The 17,026-nt window shown below is 55.9% G+C and carries 14 protein-coding genes and 2 tRNA genes; 5 read left to right on the top strand and 11 right to left on the bottom strand.

Features of this window, described 5'->3' with window-relative positions; translation table 11 throughout:
• The first annotated feature begins 4 nt into the window (after positions 1–4).
• Positions 5–1,489, top strand: a complete 1,485-nt coding sequence (gppA, locus tag A1830_RS18585) for a guanosine-5'-triphosphate,3'-diphosphate diphosphatase (protein ID WP_067709692.1) — start codon at positions 5–7, stop codon at positions 1,487–1,489.
• 5 nt (positions 1,490–1,494) lie between these two features.
• Here gppA and rep read toward each other — a convergent pair whose 3' ends face one another.
• Positions 1,495–3,525: a DNA helicase Rep gene (rep, locus tag A1830_RS18580; RefSeq protein ID WP_067709689.1), complete on the bottom strand. Its 2,031-nt coding sequence runs from the start codon at positions 3,523–3,525 to the stop codon at positions 1,495–1,497.
• 88 nt (positions 3,526–3,613) lie between these two features.
• Between rep and ppiC the strand changes: the two genes are divergently transcribed.
• Entirely contained in the window at positions 3,614–3,895 is a 282-nt protein-coding gene (gene ppiC / locus A1830_RS18575) for a peptidylprolyl isomerase PpiC (protein ID WP_034938966.1), read from the top strand.
• A 162-nt stretch (positions 3,896–4,057) separates the two neighbouring features.
• Here ppiC and ilvC read toward each other — a convergent pair whose 3' ends face one another.
• Positions 4,058–5,536: a ketol-acid reductoisomerase gene (gene ilvC, locus A1830_RS18570; protein WP_067709687.1), complete on the bottom strand. Its 1,479-nt coding sequence runs from the start codon at positions 5,534–5,536 to the stop codon at positions 4,058–4,060.
• A 165-nt stretch (positions 5,537–5,701) separates the two neighbouring features.
• Here ilvC and ilvY point away from each other — a divergent pair, with 165 nt between their 5' ends.
• On the top strand, positions 5,702–6,682 hold the full coding sequence (ilvY, locus tag A1830_RS18565) for an HTH-type transcriptional activator IlvY (protein ID WP_067709685.1): 981 nt from the start codon (positions 5,702–5,704) through the stop codon (positions 6,680–6,682).
• A gap of 2 nt (positions 6,683–6,684) precedes the next feature.
• On the opposite strand, the gene ilvA is transcribed toward ilvY, so the two are convergent.
• The 6 genes from ilvA to ilvL form a co-directional block, all read right to left on the bottom strand.
• Positions 6,685–8,229 (bottom strand): threonine ammonia-lyase, biosynthetic, encoded by a 1,545-nt coding sequence (gene ilvA / locus A1830_RS18560; protein WP_067709683.1) that lies wholly within the window; start codon positions 8,227–8,229, stop codon positions 6,685–6,687.
• A 5-nt stretch (positions 8,230–8,234) separates the two neighbouring features.
• Positions 8,235–10,085 carry a dihydroxy-acid dehydratase gene (gene ilvD, locus A1830_RS18555; protein ID WP_067709681.1) on the bottom strand — a complete coding sequence of 617 codons (1,851 nt, stop codon included), beginning with the start codon at positions 10,083–10,085 and terminating at the stop codon, positions 8,235–8,237.
• A 63-nt stretch (positions 10,086–10,148) separates the two neighbouring features.
• Complete coding sequence (locus tag A1830_RS18550; protein ID WP_067709679.1) at positions 10,149–11,075, bottom strand: branched-chain amino acid transaminase; 927 nt, start codon at positions 11,073–11,075, stop codon at positions 10,149–10,151.
• Between the two features lie 17 nt (positions 11,076–11,092).
• On the bottom strand, positions 11,093–11,350 hold the full coding sequence (ilvM, locus tag A1830_RS18545; RefSeq protein WP_067709677.1) for an acetolactate synthase 2 small subunit: 258 nt from the start codon (positions 11,348–11,350) through the stop codon (positions 11,093–11,095).
• Positions 11,347–12,993 carry an acetolactate synthase 2 catalytic subunit gene (gene ilvG, locus A1830_RS18540; RefSeq protein WP_067709674.1) on the bottom strand — a complete coding sequence of 549 codons (1,647 nt, stop codon included), beginning with the start codon at positions 12,991–12,993 and terminating at the stop codon, positions 11,347–11,349. Before ilvG ends, ilvM begins: the two co-directional genes overlap by 4 nt.
• Positions 12,994–13,132: 139 nt before the next feature.
• Positions 13,133–13,231, bottom strand: a complete 99-nt coding sequence (gene ilvL, locus A1830_RS22790) for an ilv operon leader peptide (RefSeq protein ID WP_124234468.1) — start codon at positions 13,229–13,231, stop codon at positions 13,133–13,135.
• Between the two features lie 346 nt (positions 13,232–13,577).
• Here ilvL and A1830_RS18535 point away from each other — a divergent pair, with 346 nt between their 5' ends.
• Positions 13,578–15,098: a YifB family Mg chelatase-like AAA ATPase gene (locus tag A1830_RS18535; RefSeq protein ID WP_067709672.1), complete on the top strand. Its 1,521-nt coding sequence runs from the start codon at positions 13,578–13,580 to the stop codon at positions 15,096–15,098.
• Positions 15,099–15,248: 150 nt separating this feature from the next.
• Here A1830_RS18535 and A1830_RS18530 read toward each other — a convergent pair whose 3' ends face one another.
• Positions 15,249–15,587 (bottom strand): MaoP family protein, encoded by a 339-nt coding sequence (locus tag A1830_RS18530; protein WP_067709670.1) that lies wholly within the window; start codon positions 15,585–15,587, stop codon positions 15,249–15,251.
• A gap of 121 nt (positions 15,588–15,708) precedes the next feature.
• Here A1830_RS18530 and hdfR point away from each other — a divergent pair, with 121 nt between their 5' ends.
• Positions 15,709–16,533: an HTH-type transcriptional regulator HdfR gene (hdfR, locus tag A1830_RS18525; RefSeq protein WP_067709827.1), complete on the top strand. Its 825-nt coding sequence runs from the start codon at positions 15,709–15,711 to the stop codon at positions 16,531–16,533.
• A 321-nt stretch (positions 16,534–16,854) separates the two neighbouring features.
• On the opposite strand, the gene A1830_RS18520 is transcribed toward hdfR, so the two are convergent.
• Positions 16,855–16,930 (bottom strand) — tRNA-Trp (locus tag A1830_RS18520).
• Between the two features lie 8 nt (positions 16,931–16,938).
• A tRNA-Asp gene (locus A1830_RS18515) sits at positions 16,939–17,015 on the bottom strand.
• Between the last annotated feature and the right edge of the window lie 11 nt (positions 17,016–17,026).

Raw genomic sequence — 17,026 nt, 5'->3', positions numbered from 1 at the left:
TGCCATGCTGAGCGCATCATCACTTTATGCAGCAATAGATCTGGGATCGAACAGCTTCCATATGCTGGTGGTGCGCGAGGTTGCCGGAGGCATCCAGACGGTGGCGCGCATTAAGCGCAAAGTGCGTCTGGCCGCTGGCCTCGACAGTGACAGTCATCTCTCCAACGAGGCCATGGCCCGCGGCTGGCACTGCCTGAGGCTCTTTTCAGAGCAGCTGCAGGATATTCCCCCACCGCAAATCCGCGTAGTGGCAACCGCCACGCTGCGTCTTGCCGCTAACGCGGGCACCTTTTTGCAAACGGCACAGGAAATTCTTGGCTGCCCGATAAACGTTATTAGTGGTGAAGAAGAAGCCCGTCTGATTTATCAGGGGGTTGCCCATACCACCGGCGGCCCGGATAAGCGCCTGGTGGTGGATATCGGCGGCGGCAGCACCGAACTGGTCACGGGCAGCGGATCGCAAACGACCTCCTTGTTTAGCCTGTCGATGGGCTGCGTCACCTGGCTGGAGCGCTACTTTGCCGATCGCCATTTGGGTAAAGAAAATTTCGAGCAGGCGGAACGGGCGGCGCGCGATATGATCCGCCCTGTCGCCCATTCGCTTCGCGAACAGGGGTGGCAGGTATGCGTGGGGGCGTCCGGCACCGTTCAGGCGTTGCAGGAGATCATGATGGCGCAGGGCATGGATGAGCACATCACGCTGGGTAAACTGCAACAGCTCAGACAGCGCGCCATTCAGTGCGGCAAGCTGGAGGAGCTGGAGATTGAAGGCCTGACCCTCGAGCGGGCGCTGGTGTTTCCCAGCGGGCTGTCGATCCTGATTGCGATTTTCAATGAGCTGAACATCAGCAGCATGACGCTGGCCGGTGGCGCACTGCGTGAAGGTCTGGTGTACGGCATGCTACATCTGCCGGTCGATCGCGATATCCGCAGCCGTACGCTGCGCACTATCCAGCGCCGGTTTGCCATTGATGCCGAGCAGGCCGAACGCGTACGCCACCTTGCCGATAGTTTTGCCCGGCAGGTTGGTGAGAGCTGGAAGCTGGATGAACGATGTCGGGAACTGCTCGACAGCGCCAGTCAGATCCATGAAATCGGACTGAGCGTAGATTTTAAACAGTCCCCTCAGCATGCCGCCTATCTGATCCGCCATCTCGACCTGCCAGGCTTCACGCCCGCCCAGAAGAAACTTATCGCCACGCTGCTAAAAAACCAGGCAAACAGCATCGATCTGGCGCTACTGAGCCAACAAAATGCGTTGCCACCGCGCATGGCGGAGCGCCTCTGTCGTCTGCTGCGGCTGGCAATTATTTTTGCCAGCCGACGCCGTGATAATATGCTGCCAGCGATCACACTGGAGGCCGATGAAGACAATCTGATCGTAACGCTGCCTGACGGCTGGCTGGAGGCGCACCCGCTTCGCGCTGAGCTGCTGGAGCAGGAGTGCCACTGGCAGAGCTACGCGCACTGGTCCCTGACCATTCACTGACAGGATCAGGAACCCGCGCTCCCCTTCGCTTTTTCCAGCATCGCTTTCAGACCGGCTACGCGGCTCTGTCCAGTCTGCATTCGCTGTTGCGGACTGACCACCTTCCGCTCGGTTTCCCAGTTCAGATCATCCTGCGGAAGCTCAAGCAGAAAACGACTGGGTTCAGGACGAATCAGCTCACCGTACTGTCGCCGTTCGCGACAGAGCGTAAAGGTCAGCTCCTTCTGCGCGCGGGTGATACCCACGTAGGCCAGCCGACGCTCCTCCTCGACGTTGTTCTCGTCAATACTGCTCTGATGCGGCAGCAGCCCTTCTTCCATCCCTACCAGATAGACATAGGGAAATTCCAGCCCCTTAGAGGCATGCAGCGTCATTAGCTGTACCTGGTCGGACTCTTCATCGCTTTCGCCCCGCTCCATCATATCGCGCAGCGTAAAACGGGTAACCACCTGGGTTAACGTCATCGGCTCATCAATATCGCTGCCTTCCAGCATTTCGGACATCCACTGGAACAGCGTGTTGACGTTTTTCATGCGCATTTCAGCGGCTTTCGGGCTGGCGGAAGTTTCAAACAGCCAGCTTTCGTAATCAACACCGCGAATCAAATCGCGCACGGCGTTCACCGGCTCACGTTCCGCCAGCTGAGCGATCTCCCGTAGCCAGCCGGTAAAGCGCTGCAACGATTCCAGTCCCCTTCCCGATAGCGTCTGCTCAAGCCCGATGTCAAAGCTGGCGCTAAACAGGCTTTTGTTACGCTGCATCGCCCACTCGCCCAGCTTCTGGAGCGTTGCCGAGCCAATTTCACGTCTCGGCGTGTTAACAATGCGCATAAATGCGCTGTCGTCGTCGGCGTTGGTCAGCACCCGCAGATAGGCCAGCAGATCCTTGATCTCCGGACGGGAGAAAAAGGAGGTACCGCCGGAAATATGGTACGGGATACGGTTCTGCATCAGCATCTTTTCAAAGACGCGGGACTGATGGTTGCCGCGATAGAGAATTGCGTAATCCTTGTACTGGGTTTTATTGACGAAGTGGTGGGCGATCAGCTCGCCGATCACCCGCTCTGCCTCATGATCTTCCTGATTGGCCGTCACCACTTTCAGTTCCGCACCGTAGCCCAGCTCGGAAAAAAGACGCTTTTCAAAGACGTGAGGATTATTGGCAATCAGAATGTTGGCCGCTTTCAGGATCCGTTCAGAGGAGCGATAGTTCTGCTCCAGTTTGATCACCTGTAGCGCCGGGAAATCCTCCTTCAGCAGCACCAGGTTTTGCGGCCTGGCCCCGCGCCAGGAGTAGATTGACTGGTCATCATCGCCCACCACGGTAAAGCGGGCTCGCGCACCCACCAGCAGTTTTACCAGTTCATACTGGCTGGTATTGGTGTCCTGATATTCATCCACCAGCAGATAGCGAATGCGCTGTTGCCAGCGCTCAAGCACCTCGGTATTACGCTGGAACAGCAGCGTGGGCAGCAGGATTAAATCGTCAAAATCCAGCACGTTACAGGACTTAAGATGCCGATCGTACAGGCCGTAGCAGTGCGCAAACAGGCGGTCGCGATCGGTGATCGCGGCGGCCGCAGCGCGTGAGGGATCCATCAGATCGTTTTTCCAGTTACCGATCGTCGAAATCAACTGCTGCAAAAGGTTTTTATCGTTCTCCAGCCACTCTTCCGTCAAATCCTTCAGCAGGGCAAGCTGGTCCTGGTCATCAAACAGTGAGAAGTTCGATTTCATCCCCAGGGCGGCGTATTCACGCTTGATAATTTCCAGGCCCAGCGTATGGAAGGTGGAGATGGTCAGGCCGCGCGCCTCTTTACGTCCGAGCGTCTGCGCCACGCGCTCTTTCATTTCGCGCGAGGCCTTGTTGGTAAAGGTTACCGCAGCAATGTGTCTGGCCTGATAGCCGCATTCGCGGATCAGGTGGGCGATTTTGTTGGTGATAACGCGCGTTTTCCCCGATCCCGCCCCGGCTAATACCAGACAGGGTCCGGTAACGAATTCGACGGCGTGTTGCTGGCCAGGATTAAGACGCATAAGGAAGTCGCTCGATGAAATGACAGAGGGAAAGAAATCACAGCGTGGTAGTATAGCCAGCAGCATCCATACGACTCAAGGTACGATCATGGCAAAAACCGCAGCAGCACTGCATATCCTTGTAAAGGAAGAGAAACAAGCGCAGGACATTCTGGCTCAGCTGGAACAGGGCGCCGATTTTGAAAAGCTGGCAAAGAAGCACTCCATCTGTCCATCGGGCAAAAAGGGTGGGCATCTGGGCGAGTTTAAACAGGGCGCAATGGTCCCCGCTTTCGATAAAGTGGTGTTCTCCTGCCCGCTTATCACCCCTTATGGCCCGCTGCATACTCAGTTCGGTTATCACATCATCAAGGTGCTGTACCGTAACTAACCGGTTCCCGATCCTGTCAGCATAAAAAAACCACCGAAAAGGTGGTTTGATCGAAAGGTGGGTCAGCTGACAGAGCGGCATCATCGGGTCATCATTAAAAGCGCGGAGCTCCGCGCTTTTTTTGTTTTCAGCCCGCCGTACGCAACCGCTCAGACCGCTCCATTAACCGGCCACGGCAATGCGCTTCATATCCGTCATGTAGCCGCGCAGCTTGCGTCCTACGGCTTCAATAGGGTGCTGGCGGATGGCTTCGTTCACATCGCGCAGCTGAGCGTTGTCCACGGTAGCGGAAGCCGCCGCAGATTTACCCAAATCGCCCGCCTGGAGGATGGTCATAAACTCTTTCAGCAGCGGCACCGCAGCATAGGAGAACAGATAGTTGCCGTATTCGGCGGTGTCTGAGATAACCACGTTCATTTCGTACAGGCGCTTACGGGCAATGGTGTTGGCGATCAGCGGCAGTTCGTGCAGCGACTCGTAGTAGGCAGACTCTTCAATGATCCCCGCATCAACCATGGTCTCAAACGCCAGCTCAACGCCCGCTTTCACCATCGCAATCATGACCACGCCTTCATCGAAGTAATCCTGCTCGGCAATCTTACCTTCAAACTGCGGTGCCGTTTCGAACGCGGTTTTACCGGTCTCTTCACGCCAGCCCAGCAGCTTTTTGTCATCGTTCGCCCAGTCGGCCATCATGCCGGAAGAGAACTCACCGGAGATGATGTCATCCATATGCTTCTGGAACAGCGGGGCCATAATGGTTTTCAGCTGTTCAGAGAGCGCAAACGCGCGCAGCTTAGCGGGATTAGACAGGCGATCCATCATCAGGGTGATCCCGCCCTGCTTCAGCGCTTCAGTGACGGTTTCCCAGCCAAACTGAATCAGTTTCTCGGCGTAAGCCGCATCGGTACCTTCAGCCACCAGCTTGTCAAAGCAGAGCAGAGAGCCGGCCTGCAGCATGCCGCACAGGATAGTCTGCTCACCCATCAGGTCGGACTTCACTTCGGCAACGAAGGAGGATTCCAGCACGCCCGCACGATGGCCACCGGTCGCCGCAGCCCAGGCTTTGGCGATCGCCATGCCTTCGCCTTTCGGATCGTTTTCCGGGTGAACCGCGATCAGCGTTGGAACGCCGAAACCACGCTTGTACTCTTCACGCACTTCCGTGCCCGGACATTTCGGCGCAACCATCACCACGGTGATGTCTTTACGCACCTGCTCGCCGACTTCAACGATGTTGAAACCGTGGGAGTAGCCCAGCGCCGCGCCATCTTTCATCAGCGGCTGAACGGCGCGCACCACGGAGGTGTGCTGTTTGTCTGGCGTCAGGTTAACCACCAGGTCAGCCTGCGGGATCAGCTCTTCGTAAGTACCCACTTTGAAACCGTTTTCGGTCGCTTTGCGCCAGGAGGCACGTTTTTCAGCGATGGCTTCAGCCCGCAGCGCATAGGCGATGTCCAGGCCGGAATCGCGCATGTTAAGACCCTGGTTCAGGCCCTGAGCGCCGCAGCCAACGATAACCACTTTTTTGCCTTTCAGGTAGCTGGCTTCATCCGCAAATTCATCGCGCATCATAAAGCGGCATTTGCCTAATTGCGCCAGCTGATTGCGCAGGTTCAGTGTGTTGAAATAGTTAGCCATGGGTACTCCGTATGAGGTTGTGTTCGCATTTTATTTATCGGTGTCGCCGCATCCCGGCTCACCCTGTCTGTTCCCCATCATATGACAGGAAATGCATTGCTGAAATTGATATATTAACAATATCATGTTGCATAAAATGCAACGTTAAAACGAGACCTGAAGCCTATGGATCTGCGTGACCTTAAACTGTTTCTCCACCTTGCCGAAAGCCGTCACTTTGGCCGCAGCGCCCGCGCCATGCACGTCAGCCCGTCCACGCTGTCGCGGCAGATCCAGCGGCTGGAAGAAGATCTCGGCCAGCCGCTTTTCCTGCGTGATAACCGCACCGTTACGCTGACCGATGCGGGTGAGGAGCTGCGCCAGTTCGCCCAGCAGACGCTGCTGCAATATCAGCAGCTTCGCCATACCCTCGGCCAGCATGGGCCGTCGCTCAGCGGCGAGCTAAGGCTGTTCTGTTCGGTGACGGCAGCCTACAGCCATCTGCCGCCGATCCTCGACCGCTTCCGTGCCGAACATCCGCTTGTTGAAATCAAACTCACCACCGGCGATGCGGCGGATGCCGTGGATAAAGTGCAGGGCACCGAGGCGGACATTGCTATTGCTGGTCGCCCGGCAACCCTGCCTGCCAGCATCGGCTTTATGCCGCTGGGGCTTATCCCGCTGATCCTGATAGCGCCCGCGCTACCCTGTCCGGTACGCAGCCAGGCCACCCAGNCCCTGCCTGCCAGCATCGGCTTTATGCCGCTGGGGCTTATCCCGCTGATCCTGATAGCGCCCGCGCTACCCTGTCCGGTACGCAGCCAGGCCACCCAGCCTGACCCGGACTGGTCGCAAATTCCGTTTATCCTGCCCGACCAGGGGCCTGCCCGGCAGCGCATCGACCTGTGGTTCCGCCGCCAGCGCATTCCTAATCCGCTGATTTACGCCACCGTCTCCGGCCACGAAGCCATTGTTTCGATGGTGGCACTGGGCTGCGGCATAGCGCTGCTGCCGGATGTGGTGCTGGAAAACAGCCCGGAGCCGATACGCAATCGCATTCTCGAGCTGGACAACGTCGAGATGGTCGCCCCCTTTGAGCTGGGCATCTGCGTGCAGAAGAAGCGGCTCAACGAACCGCTTATCGACGCGTTCTGGAGCCTGATGTAAGCCTAACCCGCCAGGAAGAAGCGAAACGCAGGGTTACTGGTTTCATCATGGAAATCGTAACCCAGCGCCGCCAGATGCTCCGCAAACTGTGGTTCATTGTCGCTCAGTTCAAAGGCCGCCAGTACGCGACCATAGTCGGTGCCGTGGCTGCGATAGTGGAACAGCGAAATATTCCAGTGTGTCCCCAGCGTTTGCAGGAAGCGCAGAAGCGCGCCAGGCGCTTCGGGAAATTCAAAGCTGAACAGCTTCTCCCGCAGGGGTTTTCCAGGCCGCCCACCCACCATATAGCGGACGTGCAGCTTGGCCATCTCATCATCGGAGAGATCGACCACCTTGTAACCACCCGCCTCAAGCTGATGCAGGATTTCGCTGCGCTCTTCCACACCACGGGACAGCCGTACGCCGACAAAAATGCAGGCGCTATCCGGGCTGGCATAGCGATAGTTGAACTCGGTGACCGCGCGGCCGCCGAGGATCTGGCAAAATCGCAGGAAGCTCCCTTGCTGCTCAGGGATGGTGACCGCCAGCAGCGCTTCGCGCTGCTCACCCAGCTCGCAGCGTTCTGATACATAACGTAAAGCATGGAAGTTAACGTTAGCCCCGGACAGCACGTGGGCCAGCCGCTCACCTTTGATCTGGTGCTGCTGGATATATTTCTTCATTCCCGCCAGCGCCAGCGCCCCTGAGGGTTCCGCTATGGCCCGCGTATCCTCAAACAGATCCTTCACCGCCGCGCAGATCGCATCACTGTCAACGGTGACGATGTCGTCCAGATACTGCTGACAGAGCCGGAAGGTTTCGCTGCCGATACGCCTGACCGCTACGCCCTCGGCAAACAGCCCGACGCGGGACAGATCGACCGGTTCACCGGCCTCAAGCGCCGCTTTCAGGCAGGCAGAATCCTCCGCCTCGACGCCGATCACTTTGATCTGCGGCATCAGCTGTTTGATCAGTACCGCCACGCCCGCTGCCAGGCCGCCGCCGCCCACCGGCACAAATACGCGATCGATATGTGCATCCTGCTGGAGCAGCTCCATTGCCAGCGTGCCCTGACCGGCTATGACCATGGGGTGGTCGAACGGCGGGATAAAGGTGTAGCCGCTCTGTTCCGCCATTTCGAGGGCTTTCCCCCTCGCCTCGTCGAAGTTGGCCCCAAACAGATAAGCCTCACCGCCAAATGCCCTTACCGCCTCAACTTTGATATCGGCGGTAGTCACCGGCATTACGATCAGCGATTTTATCCCCAGACGCGTTGCCGACAGCGCCACGCCCTGGGCATGGTTGCCCGCCGACGCGGTGACGACACCCGCTGCCCGCTGCTGCGCATTCAGAGAGGCGATCATGGCATACGCGCCGCGCAGCTTGAAGCTGTGCACCGGCTGCCTGTCTTCACGCTTCACCAGAATCGTATTGCCGAGCCGGGAAGAGATCTTCTCCATTTTCTGCAACGGGGTGACCTGCGCCACCTCATAAACGGGAGAACGCAGAACCGCACGCAGATACTCAGCCCCACTGGGCTGAGCGGATAGCGGATGAGATTCAGCCATCGTTTTTAGCCTCCCAGCTTGCTCTTATCACGGACAGCGCCTTTATCCGCGCTGGTTGCCAGTAAGGCATAGGCGCGCAGGGCGAAGGAGACTTCACGCTCACGACCATGTGGCGTGTAGGCCTCGCTACCGCGGGCTTCTTCTTCTTCACGACGGGCATGCAGCACGTTATCTGGCACATCAACCCTGATGCCGCGATTAGGAATATTGATATCAATCATATCGCCGTCTCTCACCAGCGCAATGGTTCCGCCGCTGGCAGCTTCTGGTGAAGCATGGCCAATTGACAGGCCGGAGGTCCCGCCCGAGAAGCGTCCATCGGTGATCAGCGCACAGCTTTTACCCAGGCCCATCGATTTCAGATAGGTGGTCGGGTAAAGCATTTCCTGCATGCCCGGTCCGCCTTTAGGCCCTTCGTAACGGATTACAACCACATCACCGGCAACCACTTTGCCACCCAGGATCGCCGCAACGGCATCATCCTGGCTTTCGTAAACTTTGGCCGGACCACGGAAGGTGTGGCTCTCTTTTTCCACGCCCGCAGTTTTAACGATGCAGCCATCTTCAGCGAGGTTACCGTACAGCACGGCCAGACCACCGTCCTGGCTAAAGGCGAATTCACGTGTGCGAATACAGCCTTCTTTACGATCGTCATCCAGCGTTTCCCAACGGCAATCCTGAGAGAACGCCTGAGTGGTGCGGATACCGGCCGGGCCGGCACGGAACATTTTCTTCACGTCTTCATCTTTGGTCAGCATGATGTCGTACTGGTCCAGCGTTTCCTGCAGAGTCAGACCCAGCACGTTACGAACGCTTTGATCCATCAGGCCGGCTCGGCTTAATTCGCCGAGGATACCGAATACGCCACCTGCGCGGTGCACGTCTTCCATATGGTATTTCGGGGTGCTCGGCGCCACTTTACACAGGTGCGGCACTTTGCGTGACAGACGATCGATGTCTGACATATTGAAGTCGATATCACCTTCCAGCGCAGCGGCCAGCAGGTGCAGAACGGTGTTAGTGGAACCGCCCATGGCGATATCCAGCGTCATGGCGTTCTCGAAAGCCGCTTTATTGGCGATGTTACGCGGCAGCGCGCTTTCATCATCCTGCTGATACCAGCGTTTGGTCAGTTCAACAATGCGCTTGCCGGCATTCAGGAACAGATCTTTACGGTCGGCGTGAGTTGCCAGAAGCGAACCGTTACCCGGCTGGGAAAGGCCCAGCGCTTCGGTCAGGCAGTTCATTGAGTTGGCGGTAAACATACCGGAACAGGAACCACAGGTCGGGCACGCGGAGCGTTCGATCTGCTCGCTGTCGGCATCGCTAACGTTCGGGTTAGCGCCCTGGATCATCGCATCGACCAGATCCAGCTTGATGATTTTGTCAGAGAGCTTAGTTTTACCGGCTTCCATCGGGCCGCCAGAAACGAAAATCACTGGGATATTCAGACGCAGGGAAGCCATCAGCATTCCCGGGGTGATTTTGTCGCAGTTGGAGATACAGACCATCGCATCGGCACAGTGCGCATTCACCATGTACTCGACCGAGTCTGCAATCAATTCACGCGACGGCAGGGAGTAAAGCATGCCGCCATGCCCCATCGCAATCCCATCATCCACCGCAATAGTGTTGAACTCTTTTGCCACGCCGCCGGACGCTTCAATCTGCTCAGCGACCAGTTTACCCATGTCGCGCAGGTGAACGTGGCCCGGTACGAACTGGGTAAAGGAGTTAACTACCGCAATGATTGGCTTACCGAAATCATCGTCGGTCATTCCAGTAGCGCGCCAGAGGGCACGGGCACCGGCCATATTGCGGCCATGTGTGGTGGTAGCGGAACGTAACTTAGGCATGCTCATACTCCAGGATCAGATAGTGCGCGGGCGTCATATGCCGCCCGCTCAGGTATTTTTTTATTATGGGTTAACCGAATCCAGCCAGCCCCATTTGTCTTCTGTTTCGCCAGTGAACAGGCCGAAGAAGGCAGACTGAATGCGGGCAGTAACCGGACCGCGCTTGCCTTCACCGACCTGGATACCATCCACGCTACGTACCGGGGTAATTTCAGCAGCCGTACCGGACATAAATACCTCATCGGCCAGGTAGAGGGATTCGCGTGACAGCACCTGCTCGCGCACTTCGATGCCCATATCTTTTGCCAGCTTGATAATGGCGTCGCGGGTGATGCCCGGCAGCGCTGAAGAGGTGAACGGAGGCGTAAACAGAATGCCATCTTTCACTTCAAACAGGTTTTCGCCCGCACCTTCAGAGATATAACCCTGTGTATCCAGCGCAATGCCTTCCTGATAACCGTGACGACGCGCTTCACTGCCGACCAGCAGTGAAGAGAGGTAGTTACCGCCCGCTTTTGCCGCCGTTGGCAGGGTGTTAGGTGCCACGCGGTTCCACGAAGAGACCATCGCATCAATACCCTGTTCCAGCGCTTCAGCACCCAGGTAAGCGCCCCACGGGAAGGCGGCAATGATCACGTCAGTTTCGTAGCCATCCGGCGGGTTCACGCCCAGACCCACGTCACCGACGAACACCAGCGGACGGATATAGGCGCTTTTCAGTTTGTTGACGCGTAGCACCTCGCGACAGGCTTCCATCAGCTCATCCACGCTCTGGCTGACCGGGAAACGATAGATTTTTGCCGAATCGTGCAGGCGCTGCATATGTTCCCGGTGGCGGAAGACGACCGGGCCTTTGTGCGAGTCGTAGCAGCGAACACCTTCAAACACCGACGTACCGTAATGCAGCGCGTGGGACATAACGCTGACTTTCGCCTCTTCCCACTTAACCATCTCGCCATTGAACCAGATAAAGTCAGCTTTCTTCGTCATTCTTATTTCCTTTGCGCTCAGGCGCTGATTTGTTGTGTTGTCTGTTGTTGGATCTGGACGCTCGCGACATCCATCAATTTAGTTAACTGGGTTGACAGTAAATCGACCGGGCGGAGGCTGGCAACGGTCATTTCAATATTAATATTGTCGCTGCCCGTTCCTGCCGCCATATGCATGGTGCAAATTTGAAAGCCACGGTGGCGGATCACGCGGAGAATGCGTTCCAGTATTTCGGGTCGGAAACGCGCTTCGATAGACAATTGATGCTGCATCATGAGGTTTTCTCCATCATATGTTCGTTGCTGGCGCCTGGCGGCACCAGGGGCCAGACGTTTTCATGTTCGTCTATGGCGACATGGAGCAGGTAAGGCCCTTCACTCTGTAGCAAAGCGTCTAATGCCGCATCGACCTCATCTTTACGGGTAATCCGCTGCCCGGGAATATCGAAGGCGCTGGCCAGGGTCAGAAAATCGGGATTGTCAGATAAATTCGTTTCGCTGTAGCGCTCGGAGAAGAACAGCTCCTGCCACTGGCGGACCATTCCTAAGCGTTGGTTATCCAACAGGACGATCTTCACCGGCAGTTTTTTTCGCTTAATCGTACCCAGCTCCTGCACGTTCATCATGAACGAGCCGTCGCCAGAGACGCAGATAACCGTATCGTCGGGACGTGCAACCTGTGCGCCAACGGCTGCGGGCAGGCCAAAGCCCATGGTTCCCAACCCGCTGGAGGTGATGAAGTTTTCGGGGCGGGTGTGGTTTATATGCTGGGCGGCCCACATCTGATGCTGGCCGACGTCGGTGGTCACCACCGCGCTACGGGGTTTACGGTCGGAAAGCTGCCTGAGGAACAGCGGAGCGAAAATGGCATCCCCCGGATGATCGTAGCGCCAGCCATGTTCCGCCTTCAGGGCCTGCACATGTTCACGCCAGGCGTCGATTTCAACCGGGTGGTAGAGATCCGGCAACAGCTTATTGAGGTCACCGCGCAGGGCGATATGCGCCCGGCGCAGCTTGTTCAGTTCGGCAGGATCGACATCCATATGGATTACGCGAGCATGGGGAGCGAACGCGTTAAGTTTACCCGTTACGCGGTCATCAAAGCGTGCGCCAACGGCGATCAGCAGATCGCACTGCTGCACCGCCAGGTTGGCCGCTTTCGTTCCGTGCATCCCTAACATGCCCAGGTAGCAGGAATCGTCACTGTCCGGCGACCCCAGGCCCTTAAGCGTAGCGACAACAGGAATGCCGCTCTCTTTGGCAAAGGTGCGCAGGGCATCTACGGCNCCCGCCATTCCCACACCACCGCCGACGTACAGTACCGGCTTTTCCGCCTGGGCCAGCAGAGTGCGCGCCTGCTGTAATGCCTGATGAGGATGTTCGGCCTCGGCTTCAACCGGAACAAGATGGGCGGTAAGGTCGCCGCTGGCCAGCTGGATATCTTTAGGGATGTCGATCAGCACAGGGCCGGGGCGGCCGGAGGCGGCGATAGCAAATGCCTCAGCCATGATTTCCGGCAGCTCATTAAGTGACTGAACCAGAAAGCTGTGCTTCGTGCAGGAGAGGGACATGCCCAGCACGTCGATTTCCTGAAAGGCATCGGTTCCGATCACGGCGGTTGAAACCTGACCCGTGATGGCAACCAGTGGGACTGAGTCCAGCATCGCATCCGCCAGGCCGGTAATCAGGTTAGTGGCACCGGGACCCGACGTTGCGATACAGACGCCCACTTTACCGGTCGCCCTGGCATAGCCAATGGCAGCCATCGCAGCGCCCTGTTCATGGCGGCAAAGTAGGTGTTCGACGCCACCGTCATAGAGCGCGTCATAGACCGGCATAATCGCACCACCGGGATAGCCGAAAACTGTTTCGACACCCTGCGTACGCAACGCTTGAACCACCCACTGAGCACCATTCATAGTTATTTCCCCGCCTCTTGTGGGGAACAACAGCATTTTATTCTACTGTTCATCTTCTGTTCCTCTGTCGTTGATCAGTTGCAAAAAAAAACCCCCGGACCTTTCGGTGCGGGGGTTCTTTCGAAATCAGGCTTGATTTTTAAGCCTTTCTTCCTCCGAGCGTAGCCCCGCACGGCGTGATAATAATCACGACGACGTTAATGACGACTAGGCTTAGGACGCGTAGGAGGGCTTTCATTTGTATTCTGTATATTCGCTTGTTCGAAGTAATGCCTACAGAGTTATCACAGTTTCTGCGGGTCTTTCAACTTTTTTTACGTTTTAATTTTTGCCACTCATGATAGATTTCCAGAAAAAACCCTATTTTTCAGGAAATAAGCAGACAGTGAGAATTATTCATTACCCACACGCCGTAATGAGTTGTGCGGCGTTTGGGTGGGTTGATTAACGGGATCCGTTTTGAAGATCGTCATGTAATGATGCGAAAAAAAATATAAATTTTTCGGCGTCGCTCGGTGAAACAGATCTTTGCGATCGTTTTACGTACAGCATGGGTGCAGGGTATGACGTCATAAGGAGATGATATGTCGCTATCCATAGCCTGTACCCGTGCCGCAATCGGCGTTGATGCCCCTCTGGTATCCGTAGAAGTTCATCTGAGTAACGGTTTGCCCGCGCTGGTGCTGGTCGGCCTGCCCGAAACCACGGTCAAAGAAGCGCGCGAGCGTGTGCGAAGTGCAATCCTTAACTGTGGCTTCACCTTCCCTGCCCGGCGTATCACCGTTAACCTGGCACCGGCTGACCTGCCTAAAGAGGGCGGACGTTACGATCTCCCCATTGCTATTGCCATTCTGGGCGCCTCTGAACAGATTCCAGCGGACAAACTGAGCCAATATGAGTTCCTGGGTGAACTGGCGCTTACAGGCGCTCTGCGAGGCGTACAGGGCGCAATCCCCGCCGCTCTGGCGGCTTCCGCCGCCCAGCGCCAGCTTATTCTCTCTACTGATAACCTGAGCGAGGTGGGATTAATCAAAAACGGCAATAGCTTAACCGCCGGGCACCTGCTTGAGGTATGTGCCTTCCTCCATGGGCAGTCACCACTTGGGGAAGCACAATATACCCAACAGGATGCTCTGCCTCAGAGCGAAGATTTGCAGGACATTATTGGTCAGCAGCAGGCTAAAAGGGCACTTGAAATCACCGCTGCGGGTGGACATAACCTGCTGCTGATAGGGCCACCCGGCACGGGAAAGACCATGCTTGCAACCAGACTCAACGGGTTAATGCCTCCGCTCAGCGACGCAGAAGCACTTGAAAGCGCTGCGATCACCAGCCTTTCCAGCATCGGCGCAATGCGGCGACAGTGGCGCCAGCGCCCTTTCCGCTCCCCTCATCATACTTCATCACGCTATGCCCTGGTGGGAGGCGGCTCAATCCCCAAGCCCGGAGAGATTTCACTGGCCCATCACGGCGTACTTTTTCTGGATGAGCTTCCCGAGTTTGACCGAAAGACGCTTGAAGCATTGAGAGAACCCCTCGAATCGGGCGAGATCTGTATTTCGCGTGCCCGCGCCCGGGTGACTTACCCCGCCCGCTTTCAACTGGTCGCCGCAATGAACCCCAGCCCCGGCGGTCATTATCACGGCCCTCATAATCTCTGCACCCCGCAGCAAACGTTACGCTATCTGAATCGTCTGTCCGGCCCTTTCCTCGATCGCTTTGATCTTTCACTAGAGGTTCCACTGCTTCCCTCAGGCACCCTGAGTAATCCGCATATCGCGCGCGAAGGAAGCGAAGTCGTTCGTCTAAGGGTGCTGGCGGCGCGGGAAAAGCAGATGATGAGGGGAGGAAAAATCAATGCGCATCTTAATCCCACTGAGATTTATCAATACTGTCAGCTGGAACGGCAGGATGCATTGTGGCTGGAGGAGGTACTTAATCAGCTGGGACTGTCCGTGCGGGCGTGGCAGCGCATCTTAAAAGTGGCCAGAACCATTGCCGATCTCGCGGGAGATGAACAGCTTCAGCGCGAACATCTGCAGGAAGCGGTAAGTTATCGGGGCATTGACCGGTTGCTTATACACCTGCATAAAAGTCTGGAGTAGCACCATCTACTCTCTTAATGCTAACCTGAAGTTGAACCCTCTGCTGCGCCCGGCCAGATCAGCAGGACGCTCTCGGATTTTAGCGCAGTGGGTTAAGGGATACAGACCTAAGCTCAGGCGAAAAAAAAGGGCCTTTTCAGGCCCTTTCTCTTAATCGTCGCTGTCCGTATAATCCTCAGCCCCTTCCGCTTGAGGCTTACCGCCTGAAAGGGTATGAAAACGTTTAGGACGCTTGATACGCGACATGTATTTCGACCAGACGCGCTCTGCTTCGGTTTGTGGCTCGCGAATACCGCGACACACTTCGATGAACAGACGCTCTTCTTCCGTCACAGGTTCACGCTTTACCAGATCCAGCTCGTTAAAAGCGTAACCATAACGCTCAAGCAACTGGGCCTCTTTGATTGTGAAATCACCGTGACGGGAAAAACCGCGTGGATAATGTTTGTTATCAAAAAAACGATTTGTTGTTGCGAAGCTTTCCGCCATTTTACACGCTCCTAACTCTTTTATGGCCGTGCTATTTATGGCGCGGAGTATTAGATACGCTTGACAGAGTGTAAAACAAAACATTTAAATCATAACGACAAATGTTTTTTAGGAGATGGCCGTGGATACGGAATTATTAAAGACCTTTCTTGAAGTGAGCAGAACCCGCCACTTTGGACGTGCCGCTGAAGCGCTCTATCTCACTCAATCTGCCGTTAGCTTTCGCATCAGGCAGCTTGAAACCCAGCTGGGCGTGGATCTCTTCACCCGTCACCGTAATAATATCCGGCTGACATCGGCAGGCGAGCGCCTTCTTCCCTACGCCGAAAGTCTGATGAGCACCTGGATGATGGCGAAGAAAGAGGTGTCGCATACGCCGCAGCATCATGAACTGTCAATTGGAGCCAGCGCCTCGCTGTGGGAAGTCTATCTTACGCCCTGGCTACAGACGCTTTATGAAAGCCGTGAGAGCCTTCACCTTGAGGCGCGTGTGGCGCAGCGCCATTTATTGGTTAAGCAGCTTCATGAACGTCAGTTAGACCTGTTGATAACCACTGAAGCGCCCAAAATGGACGAGCTAACCAGTCAGCAAATTGGTCATATCTCGCTCACGCTGTTTTGTTCACAACAATCTGGCAAGCGTGAGAAATATGATTATATCAAGCTGGAATGGGGGGCAGATTTTCACCAGCATCAAAGCTATATGGCCGGTGCGGATGATGTTCCGGTTTTAACGACTACCTCAGCCCACCTGACGCGCCAGCTCCTGCACACCACTGGAGCCTGTGCCTTCTTACCCGATTTCTGGCAAAACGAATACGCCGATCTCACAGTCATTCCAGATACGCCCGTCGTAGTCAGGCCACTGTATGCAGTTTGGTTACAAAATAGCGACCAGCAATCACACATCCATCAGCTGTTGGCATGCCCGGTAAACACGGAATGATGCGTGAATAACAGAGTTAATTATTGATGGCCAGTAATACTGGTCATTGTTACGGAGATCATAAAGTCAATCGCAGGTAGCAGGTAGAAGGTAGAAGGTAGAAGGTAGAAGGTAGAAGGATACAACATATATAGAGGGAATGAAGGTAGAAAGTAAGGAAGTGAAGAGTGAAGAGTGAAGAGTGAAGAGTGAAGAGTGAAGAGTGAAGAGTGAAGAGTGAAGAGTGAAGAGTGAAGAGTGAAGAGTATGATCGAATAAATGTGTTGGAAGTGCTTTATTTAACGCAAAAAAAATCCTTCGCAAATGCAAAGGATTATTTTCTGGCAGGGGCGGAGGGACTCGAACCCCCAACACCCGGTTTTGGAGACCGGTGCTCTACCAATTGAACTACGCCCCTAAATAGGGTGGCGGAACGGACGGGGCTCGAACCCGCGACCCCCTGCGTGACAGGCAGGTATTCTAACCAACTGAACTACCGCTCCACCGATTCTGT

Origin of the sequence: Erwinia sp. ErVv1 (assembly GCF_900068895.1) — a bacterium.
Classification (GTDB): Bacteria; Pseudomonadota; Gammaproteobacteria; order Enterobacterales; family Enterobacteriaceae; genus Erwinia.
Note: the sequence above shows the minus strand (reverse complement) of the source record. Positions and strands in the feature narration are given on the sequence as shown.

Excerpts from the sequence above, each read along its gene's own strand:
- ilvL (WP_124234468.1), bottom strand. The coding sequence starts at position 13,231 with ATGAAAGCCCTCCTACGCGTCCTAAGCCTAGTCGTCATTAACGTCGTC.
- rep (WP_067709689.1), bottom strand. The coding sequence starts at position 3,525 with ATGCGTCTTAATCCTGGCCAGCAACACGCCGTCGAATTCGTTACCGGA.
- ilvA (WP_067709683.1), bottom strand. The coding sequence starts at position 8,229 with ATGGCTGAATCTCATCCGCTATCCGCTCAGCCCAGTGGGGCTGAGTAT.
- A1830_RS18530 (WP_067709670.1), bottom strand. The coding sequence starts at position 15,587 with ATGGCGGAAAGCTTCGCAACAACAAATCGTTTTTTTGATAACAAACAT.
- ppiC (WP_034938966.1), top strand. The coding sequence starts at position 3,614 with ATGGCAAAAACCGCAGCAGCACTGCATATCCTTGTAAAGGAAGAGAAA.
- gppA (WP_067709692.1), top strand. The coding sequence starts at position 5 with ATGCTGAGCGCATCATCACTTTATGCAGCAATAGATCTGGGATCGAAC.
- A1830_RS18535 (WP_067709672.1), top strand. The coding sequence starts at position 13,578 with ATGTCGCTATCCATAGCCTGTACCCGTGCCGCAATCGGCGTTGATGCC.
- A1830_RS18550 (WP_067709679.1), bottom strand. The coding sequence starts at position 11,075 with ATGACGAAGAAAGCTGACTTTATCTGGTTCAATGGCGAGATGGTTAAG.
- ilvC (WP_067709687.1), bottom strand. The coding sequence starts at position 5,536 with ATGGCTAACTATTTCAACACACTGAACCTGCGCAATCAGCTGGCGCAA.
- ilvD (WP_067709681.1), bottom strand. The coding sequence starts at position 10,085 with ATGCCTAAGTTACGTTCCGCTACCACCACACATGGCCGCAATATGGCC.
- ilvM (WP_067709677.1), bottom strand. The coding sequence starts at position 11,350 with ATGATGCAGCATCAATTGTCTATCGAAGCGCGTTTCCGACCCGAAATA.